This is a genomic window from Micromonospora sp. NBC_00898 (assembly GCF_045207895.1).
Lineage (GTDB): Bacteria > Actinomycetota > Actinomycetes > Mycobacteriales > Micromonosporaceae > Micromonospora.
The window spans coordinates 4,673,427-4,688,722 of the sequence record NZ_CP108775.1; the positions used below are offsets into that span (position 1 = coordinate 4,673,427).

Annotated in this window: 13 protein-coding genes and 1 riboswitch; of the genes, 6 read left to right on the top strand and 7 right to left on the bottom strand. The window is 70.2% G+C overall.

All coding sequences use genetic code 11. The annotated features are described in order from the left end of the window. Positions 1–5 precede the first annotated feature (5 nt). Positions 6–791 (top strand): SDR family oxidoreductase, encoded by a 786-nt coding sequence (locus OG799_RS22680; RefSeq protein ID WP_406037277.1) that lies wholly within the window; start codon positions 6–8, stop codon positions 789–791. On the opposite strand, the gene OG799_RS22685 is transcribed toward OG799_RS22680, so the two are convergent. Further along, positions 784–2,310, bottom strand: a complete 1,527-nt coding sequence (locus OG799_RS22685) for a hypothetical protein (protein WP_406037279.1) — start codon at positions 2,308–2,310, stop codon at positions 784–786. The two genes, OG799_RS22680 and OG799_RS22685, sit on opposite strands and share 8 nt — an antisense overlap. Positions 2,311–2,554: 244 nt before the next feature. Between OG799_RS22685 and OG799_RS22690 the strand changes: the two genes are divergently transcribed. Further along, entirely contained in the window at positions 2,555–3,367 is an 813-nt protein-coding gene (locus OG799_RS22690; RefSeq protein WP_406037281.1) for a maleylpyruvate isomerase N-terminal domain-containing protein, read from the top strand. A 73-nt stretch (positions 3,368–3,440) separates the two neighbouring features. Here OG799_RS22690 and OG799_RS22695 read toward each other — a convergent pair whose 3' ends face one another. Continuing rightward, entirely contained in the window at positions 3,441–4,295 is an 855-nt protein-coding gene (locus OG799_RS22695; protein WP_406037283.1) for a helix-turn-helix transcriptional regulator, read from the bottom strand. Positions 4,296–4,395: 100 nt separating this feature from the next. Between OG799_RS22695 and OG799_RS22700 the strand changes: the two genes are divergently transcribed. Both OG799_RS22700 and OG799_RS22705 read left to right on the top strand, forming a co-directional pair. Beyond that, positions 4,396–5,160: an SDR family oxidoreductase gene (locus tag OG799_RS22700; protein WP_406037285.1), complete on the top strand. Its 765-nt coding sequence runs from the start codon at positions 4,396–4,398 to the stop codon at positions 5,158–5,160. A 286-nt stretch (positions 5,161–5,446) separates the two neighbouring features. Further along, positions 5,447–5,598, top strand: a riboswitch (cyclic di-AMP (ydaO/yuaA leader). Between the two features lie 2 nt (positions 5,599–5,600). Then, a complete protein-coding gene (locus OG799_RS22705; protein WP_406037287.1) occupies positions 5,601–6,737 on the top strand; it encodes an NlpC/P60 family protein in 1,137 nt (378 codons plus the stop codon). 124 nt (positions 6,738–6,861) lie between these two features. Here OG799_RS22705 and OG799_RS22710 read toward each other — a convergent pair whose 3' ends face one another. From OG799_RS22710 to OG799_RS22725, 4 genes are read right to left on the bottom strand one after another with little or no spacing between them, the layout of a single operon-like run. Further along, positions 6,862–7,941 carry a sensor histidine kinase gene (locus tag OG799_RS22710; protein WP_406037289.1) on the bottom strand — a complete coding sequence of 360 codons (1,080 nt, stop codon included), beginning with the start codon at positions 7,939–7,941 and terminating at the stop codon, positions 6,862–6,864. Then, the gene (locus tag OG799_RS22715) at positions 7,934–8,650 is read right to left on the bottom strand and encodes a response regulator transcription factor (RefSeq protein WP_406037291.1); all 717 of its coding nucleotides are present in this window, start codon (positions 8,648–8,650) and stop codon (positions 7,934–7,936) included. The genes OG799_RS22710 and OG799_RS22715 overlap by 8 nt, the downstream gene beginning before the upstream one ends. A 58-nt stretch (positions 8,651–8,708) precedes the next feature. After that, positions 8,709–9,413 (bottom strand): VanZ family protein, encoded by a 705-nt coding sequence (locus tag OG799_RS22720; RefSeq protein ID WP_406037293.1) that lies wholly within the window; start codon positions 9,411–9,413, stop codon positions 8,709–8,711. Then, positions 9,410–9,715: a hypothetical protein gene (locus OG799_RS22725; RefSeq protein WP_406037295.1), complete on the bottom strand. Its 306-nt coding sequence runs from the start codon at positions 9,713–9,715 to the stop codon at positions 9,410–9,412. The genes OG799_RS22720 and OG799_RS22725 overlap by 4 nt, the downstream gene beginning before the upstream one ends. A 400-nt stretch (positions 9,716–10,115) precedes the next feature. Between OG799_RS22725 and OG799_RS22730 the strand changes: the two genes are divergently transcribed. Beyond that, positions 10,116–11,030 (top strand): DMT family transporter, encoded by a 915-nt coding sequence (locus OG799_RS22730; protein WP_406037297.1) that lies wholly within the window; start codon positions 10,116–10,118, stop codon positions 11,028–11,030. 375 nt (positions 11,031–11,405) lie between these two features. Here OG799_RS22730 and OG799_RS22735 read toward each other — a convergent pair whose 3' ends face one another. Then, complete coding sequence (locus tag OG799_RS22735) at positions 11,406–12,728, bottom strand: AAA domain-containing protein (protein WP_406037299.1); 1,323 nt, start codon at positions 12,726–12,728, stop codon at positions 11,406–11,408. A gap of 344 nt (positions 12,729–13,072) precedes the next feature. Between OG799_RS22735 and OG799_RS22740 the strand changes: the two genes are divergently transcribed. Beyond that, positions 13,073–15,295 (top strand): choice-of-anchor J domain-containing protein, encoded by a 2,223-nt coding sequence (locus OG799_RS22740; RefSeq protein WP_406037301.1) that lies wholly within the window; start codon positions 13,073–13,075, stop codon positions 15,293–15,295. Position 15,296: the final 1 nt, after the last annotated feature.

The following is a 15,296-nucleotide window of genomic DNA, read 5'->3' on the forward strand; positions in this document are numbered from 1 at the left end:
GAGCGATGGCACCACCGATCCTGGTCACCGGCGGCACGGGGACACTCGGCCGCCACGTGGTGGCACGGCTGAGCGACGCCGGCCGCGACGTACGCGTCCTGACCCGGCGCGGCCGACCGGCCGAGGGCGGAGTCGAGTTCGTCACCGGCGATCTGGCCAGCGGCCAGGGCGTCGAACGGGCCGTGGCGGGTGTCGAGACGATCGTGCACTGCGCCAGCAGCTACCGGGGCGACCCCGGCGCCGCTCGGAATCTCGTCCGGGCGGCGTCGCGGGCGGGCAGGCCGCACCTGGTGTACATCTCCATCGTCGGAGTCGACCGGATTCCGATCAGCAGCCCGATCGACCGCACGATGTTCGGCTACTACGAAGCCAAGCGAGTGACCGAACGGGTGGTGACCGACTCGGGCCTGCCATGGACGACGCTGCGGTCGACCCAGTTCCACGACCTGATCCTGAAGGTGGCGCAGGCGCTGGCGCGGTCACCGGTCATGCCCGTGCCCGCTGGCTTCCGGTTCCAGCCGATCGAAGCCGACGAGGTGGCGGCCCGGCTCGTCGAGCTCACGCTCGGCACACCGGCTGGCCTGATGCCGGACGTCGGCGGTCCAAGAGCGTACGCGGCGGCTGACCTGGTCCGCGGTTACCTGCGGGCCGCGCACCGGCGCCGGGCCGTCGTGCCGGTGCCAGTGCCGGGCAAGGCGGCCAGGGCCGTGCGGGGAGGGGCCAACCTGGCGCCGGAGCAGGCCGTGGGCCGACGGACCTGGGAGGAGTTCCTCTCCGACCGGGTCAGGTAAGGCGGTTCAACGGCGCTGTCGCCGCCAGGGCGAGCCGGCGATGCTCGGGGTCGTCGGTGCGGTCGGCCAGTGCGCGCAACTGGATCGAGCCGGCGGGGTTGCGTGCGCACCACTCGTGCATGAGGGCGGCGGCGGTCTCCGGCGGGCTCCCGGCGGCGGTGGCGACCACCACCTCCGCGGTCTCGTCCAGCAGCTCGTCGATGGTCGGCAGGGTCACGCCCAGCTCACGCAGGTGCCCGGCGAACAGCCCGACACCCAAGGGAGTCAGTGAGGCAACAGTGCCGTCCCTCTCGATCGCGCCGAGCCCGGCCAGCTGGTCGAGCAGGCGGTCGGTGTCGTTGTCGGCCAGCTGGCGCCAGCCCCGCTCCTGCTCGTCGCTGCCCGGGCCGAATCCCAGGCCGTCGCATGCCGCCTGGTACGCGAGCTGCCGCAGCTCGTCGATTTCGACCGGGTCGGGTGCGATGAGCAGCGCCATGGGCACGGCGAACACCGCCTCGTCGAACCGCCACCGCAGCACCGACTCGGCCCACCCGGTTCCGCAGACCACCTCGCCGAGCTCGAACAGTCCGGTGAAGGCCCGCCGGGCCAGGGCGAGCGGGTCTGCCAGCACCTTCGCCGCGCTCTTGACCGGCACCAGCCGCCCCTTCACCATCCGCACGACGCGGGCCGCCCGGGCCCAGGCGACCAGCACGGTGAGCCCGTACAGCTCGTCGCTGGTGCGGGTCTTGAAGACCCGGTCGCCGATCACGGGGTCGATGAGGTCGCCGGTTTCCAGCAGCGCGACGAGTTCCCGCGCGTCGGCCAGCCGCAGGCGACCGGTGGTGGTGAGGGTCCGCCCGTCACCGAGCCACCGCACGAGTTCCTGCAGCCGGCGTACGACGAGGGACTCGGCGGCCAGTCCGCGCAGGGTGTCGTCGTCGGGCACGGCCACCAGCGGCAGTGGCGGGTGCCGGTCGGGATCCTCGCCGAGCAGATGATTGGCCATCACCTGGTGCAGCAGGTTCTCATCGACGGCGATCCGGCCGGCGTGCAGGTCGGCGATGAACCGCTCGGCGGCCGCCTGATCGGTCGGGTCGACCCCCTCGTGGAGCATCCGGGTGGCCCAGAACTTCGCCAGCCCGTACCGGCTCTGGTCCGCCATCGCGTCGGCGAACGGCGCGGCGAGCTTGTCCAGGGCGGCGTGCAGCAGGTGCCGGTCGGTGCAGCGCCGGTCAGCGAGATCGTGGTCGAAGAGAAAGTCGACGAACGCGCAAACGGTCGGAGTGACGCCGGCCCACTGCTCCGGCGGCAACGTCACCTGGCGGGGAAACCAGTCGAGCAGCGCCTCTTCCAGGTCCTCGGGCTGCCACCGCCCGAGCAGGCCGTCACCGTCGGCCCAGCGGTAGTCGAGCAGCGACTCGACGACGAACTCGTCGACCGGCCGGTGGTGCCGCCGCGCCCAACGGCCGAACCGTCGCAGCAGCCGCTGGCGGGCGGGAATGAACACGTGGTCCGGTGCCGAGGTGTAGACCATTCGCATGACGGCCGACCCTACCGGCAGAGGCGGGCCGGGCTCTCGCAACGTCGGCTGACGGCAGGAGCTCGAGTGGCTCGAACCAGCCCGCTCCCCGGCGGTCAAAGGGCACAGGCTCCGAGCGTGACGGCGGGTGAGCGTGCGGCCGGGCGGAAGTGAGCAGACGAGCACGGTCAGCCCAGCCGCCGCAGCTATTCGCTGACCGCGATCGTCTGGACAGGCGGCTCGGGATCGATCAAGATCAGCGGTCATGGCCCAGACGACGGCTGACCGCGCCGAGAGCGGCGAACTACCCGACGAAATCCTTGCCGTGGCGACGCGGCTGGCGGACCTGATCGGCCCGCTGCCCACCGCCGACATCGCCATCCCCGGTGCGTCCTGGACCGTCGCCGAGGCGGCCGCACACCTGGCGATGGCCAACGAACTCATGGCGACGATCGCCGCCGGCCGACCGGCGACTCACGGCGACGGGACGAAAGCCGGGCTGGCCAGCGCGAACGCGCAGTCGCTGACGGAGTACACGGAGCGCGACCCGGCCGTACTCGCGCAGCGGATCGCGGGACAGGCCGCCGCGTTCATCGAGGCCGCCCGGGCCCGACCCGCGACGGATCTCGTCGACACGCCCATGGGCCCGATGCCGCTCGGGGTGTTCAGCGGCTACCTGCTCGCGCACATGCTGAGCCACGGCAGCGCGATCGCCGTCGCCCTCCGGCAGCCGCCGATCGTACGGCCGCGGCACGTCGAACTCATCCTGCCGTTCATCCACGTCACGATGCCTCGGCTCGTCGACCGCACCGCCGTCCAGGACCTGACCGCGTGCTACGAGCTGCGGCTACGCGGCCTCACCCGCTTCTCGGTGCTCTTCACCGACGGGGTCGCCACGGTGAGCGACACCCCGCCACGACGGGTCGACTGCACGATCTCGATCGACCCGGTGTCGTTCTTCCTCCTGAGCGCCGGCCTGAGCAGCCAGTGGCCGTTGCTCGCGCGCGGGGCACTGCGGGCGTGGGGACGCAAGCCGTGGCTCGCCTTCCGGTTCCTCGGCCTCTTCGCCGTCCCGTGACAGCCGTGAACGATGTCCGCGACCTGCTGCTCCGGGTGGTCCCCCGACGTAAGGCCGCCTCTTCTCGGCAGGGCTAGCCGGGCGTCGAGTCGGCGGGGAAGCGCTCGTGCCCCAGCACGGCGAGCAGCTGCAGCTTCTCGCAGCCCTCGCTGCGCGGGGACGCGGTGAGCACGAGCAGTGCCTGGGACTGGTCCTCGGTGAACAGCGCCTGGCAGTCGAGCCCGATCGCACCGAGCTGGGGATGGATGAGCGTCTTGTGGTCCGCGAAGCGCTTGGCGACCTCGTGCCGTTCCCACAGCTCGGCGAACTCCGGGCTCGCCTTCTGCAGCGCCCGCACCAGCTCACCGGCCCGCGACTGCGGGCCCATCGATCCGTACGCGGCACGCAGGTTGGCGACCTGGGCGCGGCTCTGCCGGTCGCGGTCCTCCTCGGGATAGCGCAGCCGCTCCGCGGGAGCCGTGAACCACCGGTAGATCTCGCTGCGGGCGAGGCCCGTGTAGCCCGACTTGTCGCCGAGCAGGGCCTCGGCCATCCGGTTCTGCACGAGCGTCTCGCCGAGGTTGGACAGGATGAGCGCCGGGGTGTCGTCGAGCCGGTCCAGCACGCGCAGCAGCGCCGGGGCGACGTGCGTCGCCGCGGACACGACTGCCGGGGCGTTGTGCCCCGCCACCCGGAACAGGTAGTCGCGTTCGTCCTTCGTTAGCCGAAGCGCCCGGGCGAGCGACGCGAGCATCTGCGCGCTCGGCTGCGGGCCGCGCTGCTGTTCGAGCCGGGTGTAGTAGTCGGTCGACATCGCGGCGAGGGCGGCGACCTCCTCACGGCGCAGGCCCGGTGCGCGCCGGCGCGCGCCCGCGGCCAGCCCGACGTCCCCGGGCTGCAGCGCCTCGCGGCGGCGGCGCAGGAAATCGGCCAGTGCTGCACGATCCATGATCCCAGTATCCGGCTGCGGCGGGCGCGAACCAGGGATTGCGGATCCCCCGATGACCGGTCTCTGCCCGAAACCTGGGACGACGGGCGAAGCTCGGTGCATGAACATCTCCGGAAACACCATCTTCATCCCCGGCTCCACGAGCGGGATCGGTCTCGCCCTGGCGCTCGAGCTGCGGGCCAAGGGCAACACGGTCATCGTCGGCGGTCGGCGCACCGACCTGCTCGAGCAGATCGCCGCGGAGCACCCCGACATCGACACCGTGGCGATCGACACGACGAGCGCCGCGAGCATCGAGGTCGCCGCGAAGGAGGTGCTGGCGAAGCACCCGGACCTCAACGTCCTGGTCACGATGGCCGGCATCATGCGCATCGAGGACTGGCACAAGCCGGAATCGTTCCTCGCCTCGGCCGAGGCGGTGCTGACGACCAACGTGCTCGGCCCGATCCGCCTCATCGGCGCGTTCATCGAGCACCTGCAAGCGCAGCCGGACGCCACCATCATCACCGTCTCCTCGGGCCTCGCCTTCGCGCCGCTCAAGATCACCCCCAGCTACAACGCGTCGAAGGCCGCGATCCACATGCTCAGCGAGTCGATCCGGCTGCAGCTCGCGGACACGACCGTGAAGATCGTGGAGCTTGAACCGCCGGCCGTTCGTACCGCGCTGCTGCCCGGGCAGGAGACGAGCGAGTACGGGATGCCGCTGGACGAGTTCGTGGCGGAGGTCGTCGCGCTGCTCGAGTCGCAGCCCGACGCGAAGGAGATCCAGGTCGAGCGGGTGAAGTTCCTCCGCTACGGCGAGGCGCGCGGCGACTACGACCAGGTCGTCGCGACGCTCAACGCGTCCGACCCGCACGGGAAGTAGCCTCGGCCGGACCGGCGGGCGGCGCGGGATCGGAGCCGTCGCCGGGGCCGCGGCGACGCCGTTTGCTGCGTTACCACAGGGCAACAGCGCGCAGTTTTAGGTCAAGCTTAGGAACAATTGAGAATTCGATTAGCGGAGTCTTATCGTACGCATAATTCCGGCACCCAATGTGCCCGCCTGACAGCGCAGAGAATTGACGTTACCGGCTCGTTGATTTCTTCCGCCCGCCCTCACTAATGTTGGTCAGCGTCCGTTCCGGATGTCGGTCTCCACCTGGAGTGCCCCGGGACGGCCACCGCCGAGTCGCTGGACGTCACTGGCGTCGCCAGGCGAGCCGGGGAACCACCGCAGGTTTTCGGGGTGAATCCGCGTCAGCGGTAGGGCGCCTTCCACGCCCGAACCCGTCAGCTAACCCGGTAGGCGGTCGAGGTCGGTGCACCGTGACGTGCGTCGGCCTCGAGTGGAAGGAGCCGAACCCGTTGCCACCCGTGCGCACCCGGCCCGCAGGATCGCGTCTGTTCATTAGAATCCTCGCCGCCGCGGCGGCGGTCATGGTGGCCGTCGGGCCAGCGGCCCACGCCCACGCCGCACCGTCGGCCGCCGATGTGCAGCAGCAGATCGACGCGGCGTGGCAAAAACTCGAACCCGTCATCGAGCAGTACAACAAGGTCCGGTCGGAACTGGCGGCGAACCAGCGGAGATCGGCCGAACTGAGCCGGCGGATCGAGCCACTCGGCAAGTCGGTGGAGGCCAGCAGGACCCGGGTCCAGGAGATTGTGACGGGGTACTACAAGCGGGAAAAGTCGCTCTCCACATTCAACGCCCTGCTGTCCCGCGGCTCGCCGCCGACCGCGTTGGGGGATCAGCTCGCGCTCGTGGATCAGGTGGCAGGTTCGGAGCAGCGACAGATCACCCGGCTGTCGGCCCAGCAGGCGGGCTACGACGCCGACCGGGAGAAGGTTGACGCGCTGATCGCGATACAGCAGCGCGAGCAGGCCCAGCTAGCGGCTCGCAAGAAGGCCATCGACGCCGAGATCAAGCGGCTGGATGCGCTACACCGACAGATCGCAGCCACGGACGCGGCCGCAGCGGCCAAGGCGGCCGCGGACGCCGCGGCGGCCAGAGCCGCAGCCGCCGCGCGGTCCGCCGCCACCGCGAGCAGCACCTCGCCCATCACGTCGACCAGTTCGCTGTTCATCGGTGGGAAGTGTCCCGCCGTCCCCATCACGGGAAGCGGCGGCGTCGCGGCGAAGACCGCGTGCAGGCAGATCGGCAAGCCGTACGTGTGGGCGGCCAACGGTCCGGACTCGTTCGACTGCTCCGGCCTGACCCAGTACGCGTGGGCCTCCGCCGGGGTGCAGCTGGACCATTACACAGGTTCTCAATGGACCGAAGGTGTGGCGGTGAGCAGAGCAAACCTTCGCACGGGTGACCTCGTCTTCTTCTACTCCGATCACCATCACATGGGTATCTACGTCGGCAATGGACTGATCGTCCACGCGCCGCACACCGGGGACGTGGTCCGAATGGCCCAGCTGGCGAATATGGCGTACAGCGGTGCTCGCCGCCCCGGCTGACCGTCCGGTCCACCCGCCGGCGGTGCTCCGGCTCCGGGGCGTCACTCTGGAGGTCGATGCTGGCGCCCGACCTGATCGCCAAGAACGGCGCCAGACTGAACGGGGCCCCGCTCGGGGACGATGCCTACGGCGTGCCGGGAAGCCGGACCGTGACGAGGAGACCGCCGACGGGGCTGGGGACGAGGTCGAGGGTTCCGTCGTGGGCGCGGACGATGCTGTGCACGATGGCCAGGCCGAGGCCGACGCCGGCGTGTTCGTCGGTGCGTACGCGTTCCGTTCCGCGCTGGAAGGGTTCGGTGAGGGTCGGTACCAGTTCCGGTGGGAGCCGACGACCCGTGTTCTCGACCCGCAGCACGCTCGTGTCGCCGTGCGCCTCGGTGTGGACCGTCACGGTGCCGCCGGCGGGGAGGTTGTGGACGATGGCGTTCTGGACGAGGTTCGTCACCATCCGCGACAGGAGTTCGGCGGAGCCGCTGGTCTGGGCCGCCCCGCCGGTGACGTCCAGCGTGATCCGGCGCTGTTCGGCGAGGGGAAGCAGCGTTTCGGCGGCTTCTTCGGCGATAAGGGAGAGGTCGACGCTCTCGCGGGTGAAGTTTCCGCGGTCGCCGCGGCTGAGCAGCAGGAGGGCCTCGGTGAGGTCGATCGCCCGCTTGTTGACGGCGTGCAGGCGTTCGATGAGTTCGCCCCGGACTCGCGTGGGATCCTTGCGGGCGACGTCGAGCAGTGTCCGGGAGATCGTCAGCGGGGTGCGCAGTTCGTGAGAGGCGTTCGCGGCGAACCTCTGCTGCTCGGCGACGTGGGACTCGAGTTGTTCGAGCATCGAGTCGAACGCGTCGGAGAGTTCACGGAACTCGTCCTGGCGGCCCTTCATACGGATCCGGTGGGACAGCGACCCCCTCCCGGCCATCCGTGCCGCATCCGTGATCTGTGTGAGTGGTGCGAGCATCCGGCCGGCGAGGATCCATCCCCCGACGAGCCCGAACACGAGCAGGAAGAGCATCGCCACGGCCGCGGCCGGGGCGAAGGTGTGCACAAGGAGGTAGCGGTTGGGCGAGATCCCGAGAAGGCCCTTGGAGGTGTCGGGTACGTAGCGCAGCAGGAACCCCCACACCACGGCCAGCAGGAGAGCGCCGGCGACGGCGAGGAACCCGGCGTAGCTGAGGGTGAGTTTCAGTCGGGCGCTGAGCCCTGGGCGTCTATGCATGCGTACTGCCGGGGGCGGTGGTGTCCCTGCCAGGGGCGATGGTGTTCATACCGGTGTCGATCCGGTAGCCGACGCCGGGCACGGTGGCGATGATCCATGGCTCGCCGAGCCGTTTGCGCAGTGCGGAGACGGTGATGCGCACGGCGTTGGTGAGGGGGTTGGCGTTCTCGTCCCAGGCCCGTTCCAGCAGCTCCTCGGCGCTGACGACCCCGCCCTCGGCGGCGACGAGGACTTCCAGCACGGCGAACTGCTTGCGGGTGAGCGCGACGTAGCGTTCGTCGCGGAAGACCTCCCGCCGGAAGGGGTCGAGCCGCAGGCCCGCGATCTCGCGGACCGGGGGCCGGGCGTACGCGCGTCTGCGGTCGAGCGCCCTCAGCCGCAAGACGAGCTCCCGCAGCTCGAACGGTTTGGTGAGGTAGTCGTCGGCGCCGAGCTCAAACCCCGAAGCCTTGTCGTCGATCCGGTCGGCAGCGGTGAGCATGAGGATCGGGATGCCGCTGCCGGAGGCGACGATGCGCCGGGCGACCTCGTCGCCGGAGGGGCCGGGGATGTCGCGGTCGAGGACCGCGAGGTCGTAGGAATTGACGCTGAGCAGTTCCAAGGCGGAGTCGCCATCGGAGGCGATGTCGGCGGCAATCGCCTCCAGCCGCAGACCGTCACGGACCGCTTCGGCCAGGTAGGGCTCGTCCTCCACGATCAGTACGCGCATGCTTGAAGCCTATGATCAGCACAAAATTCCGTTGATACTTGCATACTGGACACGCGACTCAGTCCGCCGATGCCAGCGCGGGACGAGGCTGGTCCGACGGCACCTCCGCCGCAGTGCGCCACCAGTGGCGCGACGCCAGCCCGGCCAGCACGGCGCCGGCGGCGTTGACCAGTACGTCATCGACGGAGGACACCCGGTCCAGCCGCAGGACGTACTGTGCGGTTTCGACCAGGACCGAGCAGCCTGCCCCGAGCGCCAGGATCCGCGGCACGGACGCCAGCGCCGCGAACCGCATCGGAGCGAAGAACCCCAGCGCCGCGAAGATCAGCAGGTTGCCGACGATCCCGACCGGCCCCATCGTGACCAGGTCCCGCAGCGGGACCAGACTCACCCGACCGGGGACGATGCCGGCCCCAAGGCCCGGCATCATGGTCATCCATACGAACGGCACCGCCCCGTGGACCATGCCCACCTCGGCCAGCGACATCCGCCACGCCGATGTGACGCCGGCGGCACGCCGACGGCGCGCCAAAGCCCACACCACCAGAGCGGCCAACGGCAGCGCAACCAGCATCATGAGCAGCACACCGTTGAACGTATCGAAGCAGCCGTGCCACCGCCCGGCCATGCACCTCGGAGCGGACATCATGAGCGGCCGCCGCACGGCGAACGCGACTCTCGCCACGACCAGGATCGCCAGGCTGACAAGCACGATCCTGCGCGTGCGGCGAGGCGGTGCTGACAGGGATGCGCTGTGGTTCATGCCCCCATTAGAAACGGAGGGCCGTTGCGGTGGCGTATGCGATTTTGGATAAGTCCGCGATACACGGAATCCCCGGCGTCGTCGCCCGGCACCTCTGCCGCGACCAGAGCCCGCAGCCGGCTGTCGACATCGACGGGCAACCGGTCCACGACCCGGACGGTCAGCGCTTGCTCGACCCGGTGCAGCGCGGAGCGCACGATCCGGTCGATCCGCCCGGCCACCGGCGGCTCGATCCGCTCCGTCCGGCAGCGCACCAGCAGCTCGTCGCGAACCGACTTCGGGCGCCGTTCGGCCCCGCACACCGCGGCATCGGCGGACTTCCGTCCCGTCCACGCCGCTCAACAACCCGCCGCGGAAAGCGCCATGATCACATCGGGTGTGAGAACCTACAAGACCTGTAGGTTCTCAACCTCGATGACGCTGTCTCAAGATCGCGTCGCGGCGAATGTCGCTTGCGAGATGAACATGAGAATGCGTCGGCTCGGCGCTCGTGAGAATAGGTTCGTGTCGTCCACTGGCCGTGATTAGGATCGGATCATGGGCCGGACCTTCGACATCATCACCCCGCCGCGCTCCTGAGCGGGGCGACTCTGCTCATCGTGTCCAGCCTGTGCCGGCTGGACGCGCGGTCCATGCATCGCTGAGTCCGGTACGCCCCGCTTCCGCGACCCCAATTCCTCTCGTCGCAGGAGCGAATTCTTCATGCTTGTCTCCGAACACCCGGTGGCCGCCGCCCGACGCTCCGCCACCGGCCTGTGGTCGCTTGTCCTCGCAGGCGTGCTGTGGGGCACCGGTGGCCCCACCGGCAGCCTCCTCGCCCAAGAAACGGGGCTGTCACCGCTGGCTGTGGCCGCCTACCGGCTCGCCGCCGGCGGCACGCTCGTCATCGCCTCGCTCTGTTTGACCCGGCAGCCGCTGCCACGCGGCCGTCGCGCCTGGGCCCGGATGGCCGTGAACGGGCTGCTCGCCGCCGTTTTCCAGGCCTGCTTTTTCGCCGCGGTGTCACTGACCACCGTCAGCCTCGCCACCCTACTCACGATCGGCACCTCACCCGCCTTGGTCCTGTCCGCCGAATGGACCACCGGACGGCGGCGGGTCAGCCCGCGGATGCTCGCCACGGTGGCGCTGGCCGTCAGCGGTCTGGCCCTGCTCGTCGGCACGCCGCCCGGCGGCCTCACCGCCACGAGCGTGCTCGCCGGCGCCGGATTCGCGCTGCTGTCGGCAGCCGGCTTCGCCACTATGACCTTCATAGGCACCCGGCCCGTCGCCGGTCTCCACGACCTCACCGCCACCGGCGTGAGCTTCGCGATCGGCGCGGCCGTGCTCGCCCCCGCGGCCACAGTGACATCCGGCATGGACTTCGTCCCGACCCCAGCGTCCGTGGGGTTGCTGCTCCTGCTGGGCACCGCACCCACCGCGGTGGCGTACGCCCTGTACTTCCGGGGCCTGCGTACCACCCCGGCCAGTACGGCAGCGCTGATCGCACTACTGGAACCGCTCGTCGCCACGCTCCTGGCAACGCTGTTCCTCGGCGACCGCCTCGGCTCGACCGGGCTCATCGGTGCGGGGCTGATCACCACCGCCATCGTGCTGAACACCCGCAGCACGCACCACTGACAACCGGGGCCCGGCCAGGACCGACAGGACCTGCCCGGGCCCCCGGTCTCGCGACGTCGGCGCTTCGATCAGGAAAGGCGGCCCTCCGGCGGAGGCCGGACACGTGAACTCGTACGCACGCTCCACCCGGGCCACGTGCACGGCGATTTCCTCGTGCCAGTGCTGCCGACCGTGCGCGCGGGTGGCCGCGTGGGCGGCATGCTCGCGCCACGCGGCGATCGACCGCTCGTCGGGCTGGCGCCACGACGACCCACGCCGATCCACCAGCCGCCGCACGACCTGACCGAACGCGCTGCCTGGCCAGGAGCACGCCGGGCGACAAGACCCACGAGAACGTACAGGAGCCACCGGACACCGCTGACGCTTCTGCCGTAGTCAGGTGACGGTGTGCGCGGCGAGGTGGCCGAGCATCGTCTGGTTGGCTGCCCAGCCGTCCGGGAACTTGACCGGCACGTCCAGGTGCACCCGCTCGGTCGACGGGTACGAGTCGAGCAGCTCGGCGATCCCCGCCCGCGCCACGACGACGCAGGCGTGCCGGTGCCGCGAGGCGAGCACGCAGAGCCGCCCCGACTCCAGGTGGAAGGCGGTCGCGTCCCGCCGCCCCGACAGCGGGTGCAGCACGATCGTCACGTCGTACTCCCGGCCCTGGAGCCGGTTGGCGGTGTCGACCGTGATGCCCGCGCCGGCCGCGCCGAGTTGCGATCGGATCGCCGCCACCTGGTCCCGGTGGGCAGCCCCGACGGCGATCCGGTCCGCCGTGACCGGCACGCCGTCGGGCGCCTGCTCGGAGACCGCGACCGCGCCGCGCCGCAGCACCCGCAGCGCCAGCTCCGCGCAGGCCGCCGCGGCCTCGGCATCGGTACGCAGCGTGTGCCGGGCCGGCAGCTCGTACAGCGCCCACCCCGACGCGGCCGCGACGTCCACCGCCGCGTCGTACCCGTCCCCCGGCCCGGCCTCGGTGAACGACAGCGCCCGGTCGGCCCACTCCGTGCCGGACCGGAAGCCGGTGAACGGGTAGAACGCCGCCGCCACCACCGGCGCCGCCGTGGCGGGCAGCCGCCACGACACCGGCAACCGGTGTACGGGCAGCTCCGGGTTGTGCCGCAGCAGCACCGCCACCGCCGACTGCATCGGATCCCAGGTCAGGCCCGTCCACCGCGCGGTCTCGACCGTGGAGAACGGGTCGAGCTGCCCCGGATCACCCACGAACAGCGCCCGCTCGAACCTGCCGGCCACGCGCAGCAGGGCGTCCGACCGCATCTGGTACGCCTCGTCGACGATCGCCCACGGCCAGCAGCCCTCGGCGACCGTGGCCCACTTCGCGGCCGTACCGATGATGACCGCCGGACCGCCCAGGTCTGCGACCTTCGCGGCGACCCGGACCATGTCGTGGTCCTTGACCCGGTCGGAGGGCCGGTAGTCGGCGGCGGAGAGCCGGCCGATCCGCAGCTCCGGGGCCTTGCGGGCGAGCCGGTCAATGAGGTCGTCGACCTGCTCGTTGGTCTGCGCGATGATGACCAGCGGCTCGCCGGCGGCGGCCAGGTCGACGGCGGCGCGGACCACCAGGGTCGACTTGCCGGCGCCGGGCGGCGAGTCGACCACGACGCCCCGGTGCGCGCCGGAGCGCAGGTCGGCCAGCACGGCCGTGATCACCCGCTCCGCTTCGACCGCGGGCGGCACCTCCAGCCCAGCAAGCATGACCACACCTCCCGACGGGGCATCGCCGGGACCCTACCGCCAGGGCACGACCATCTTCCGGTCACCTCACGTCCGCAGTCTTGGTCCTCGCCCCTTGCCGACCGCATCGCCGTCCGGTCGGACTGACACTGGCGCTCGGCGGCGTGGCCATGTCCGGTCGGGCGGATCTGTCGGTGCTTTTCGGTCAGCGGGGCGAGGCCTTTCGGTGTAGCCGCCGCCGCCAATGTCAAGTCGTGCGGTAAGACGATTGCCACCGGCAACTAATGGGCGTACGAACGTGAATGTCAGCCCGGTTACTTTCGACGAAGATCGTTAACCGGATTCACAAGACCCGAGGGGGGCCAATGGCACGCAGCCGCATCGCCGGGGCAGCAGCCATCGCACTCGTCTTACCACTCCTGGGCGTCCTGCCCGCGTCAGCCGCGGCGGCCGCCGCCGCCCAACCGGCCGCCGCGAAGAAGGATCGGCCCAGCGACGTCCGAGAGCTCACCCGCAAGGACTTCACGCTGGACGGCCGCAAGATCGAGACGCCTGCTCGTTACCAGCCGCGCGCGCAGGCGCGTTCGCAAACCATGGCAGCAGCGGCGACTCCGCCCGTTGGCACAGTCCGGCAGTGGCTCGGGCTCGACGACTTCCAGGGCCGGCTCTACCGCAAGAACTACACGCTTCGGGGCGTGGGCAACAACATCGAGGTGTGGGTCGCCAACGACCTCGCGTTCCCGGCCGGCGACTGCCGAGCCCAGATCCCGTCGTCGACTCAGATCACCGACGCGCAGGTCGCGAACCTCGTCAACGAGTTCGACAACAACATGTATCCGAAGGAGACGGCGGCGTTCAGCACACCACCGGACCGCGACGGCACCAACGCCCTGCTCGGCCCGGACGCCAACGGCAACGGCGGCGTCTACACCGGCGGCGGCAACAAGACGGTCACCCTCGTCGACAACGTCCGGGACGACAACTTCTACGACTTCCCGGCCAGGCCGACCTACATCGCCGGCTTCTTCTCGGCCCAGTTCAACGAGCTGTTCGACCGCAACGTCATGACCATCGACGCGTACGACTGGCTACACCGCACCCAGGCCAACCCGCCGAACGAGCCCACCAACGACCTGTGCACCAGCCGCCCGGGCCGCCCGTTCCTCTACGAGGGAACCTTCGCCCACGAGTGGCAGCACCTGGCGCAGTACTACACCGACCCGTTCGAGACGACCTGGGTCAACGAGGGCCTGTCCGACTTCGCCCAGACGCTCGTCGGCTACGTCGATGGGACGGCTACCGTCTTCGACCGGGGAGCCGACAGCCACCTCTTCTGCTACCAGGGCTTCGGCACGGTGCAGACGCCGTTCAACACCAACCCACGGGACTGCGGCGGCCCGGAGAACTCGCTCAATCTGTGGGGCGAGAGCCCCAACCCGAACGCGGTGCTCGCCGACTACGGCAACGCGTACTCGTTCATGCTGTTCCTGTACGACCGGTACGGCACGGACATCATCTCCCGCCTGCACAACGACGGCGACCTGCAGGGTCTGGCCAGCCTGAACGCGGCGCTGAAGGCGGAGGGCGCCCGGAACATGTACCAGGTCATCCACGACTACCAGACGATGACGCTGGTCGACAAGATCGTCGGTGACTCGCGCCACGGGATCATGCTCGGCGTGCCGAAGAGCCGAGTGACCACGCCGAGCCTGCGCTCCACGGTCAACCTGGCCAACCCGACCGCCAACGCCACCCCGGGCGCGGCACCGAACGGTGCTGACTACGTACCGCTGCAGAAGGCCGACGGGCAGCTCCTGCGCGGCCGCGACCTGCGGTCGTTGTCGTTCCAGGGCGCCAAGACCCTGCCGCCGCTCCCGCTGGCGTGGACCATCGTGTCGAACGATCCGGACCGTTCCGGTAACCCCGTCCTCTGGTCCGGAAACGCCAGCAACACGGACGCTGGGGCGGTCACGTCGGTCACGGTGCCGACCGCCGACCCGACGCTGCGCTTCCTCGCCAAGTACGGCGCGGAGGCCGGCTTCGACTACGGCTACGTCACCGTCTCCACCGACGGCGGCGCGACCTACACCGCCATCCCGGGCGACAAAACCGTTGACGGGCCGCTCGGCCCGGCGATCAACGGCACGACCACCGGGTTCGAGCCGCACTCGTACGACCTTTCCGCGTACGCCGGAAAGAGCGTCCTGCTCGGCTTCCGCTACGTCAGCGACGGTGGCGTCAACGAGGGCGGGTGGCTGATCGACGACATCACCGTCGGCGGCACGACGATCAGCGACGGCAGCAGTCTCGCGCCGTTCGATTCGCCGACCGAGATCAAGCCGATCAGTGTCAAGAACTGGAACCTGCGACTGATCGGCATCGACGAGCGGCACTCGGTGGCGCGGCAGATCGAGTTCGACGGCAAGCCCGGCCTGACGCTCAGCCGCGGGCAGCTGGCCGCGCTCAGCCCGTTCGAGAAGGTCGTCGCCGTGGTCGCCTACGACGAGCCGACCGAGCAGGTCAACCAGTACGCGCCCTACACCTTGAAGGTCAACGGAGTCGTCCAGCCCGGTGGCGGCGGCGCCTGAC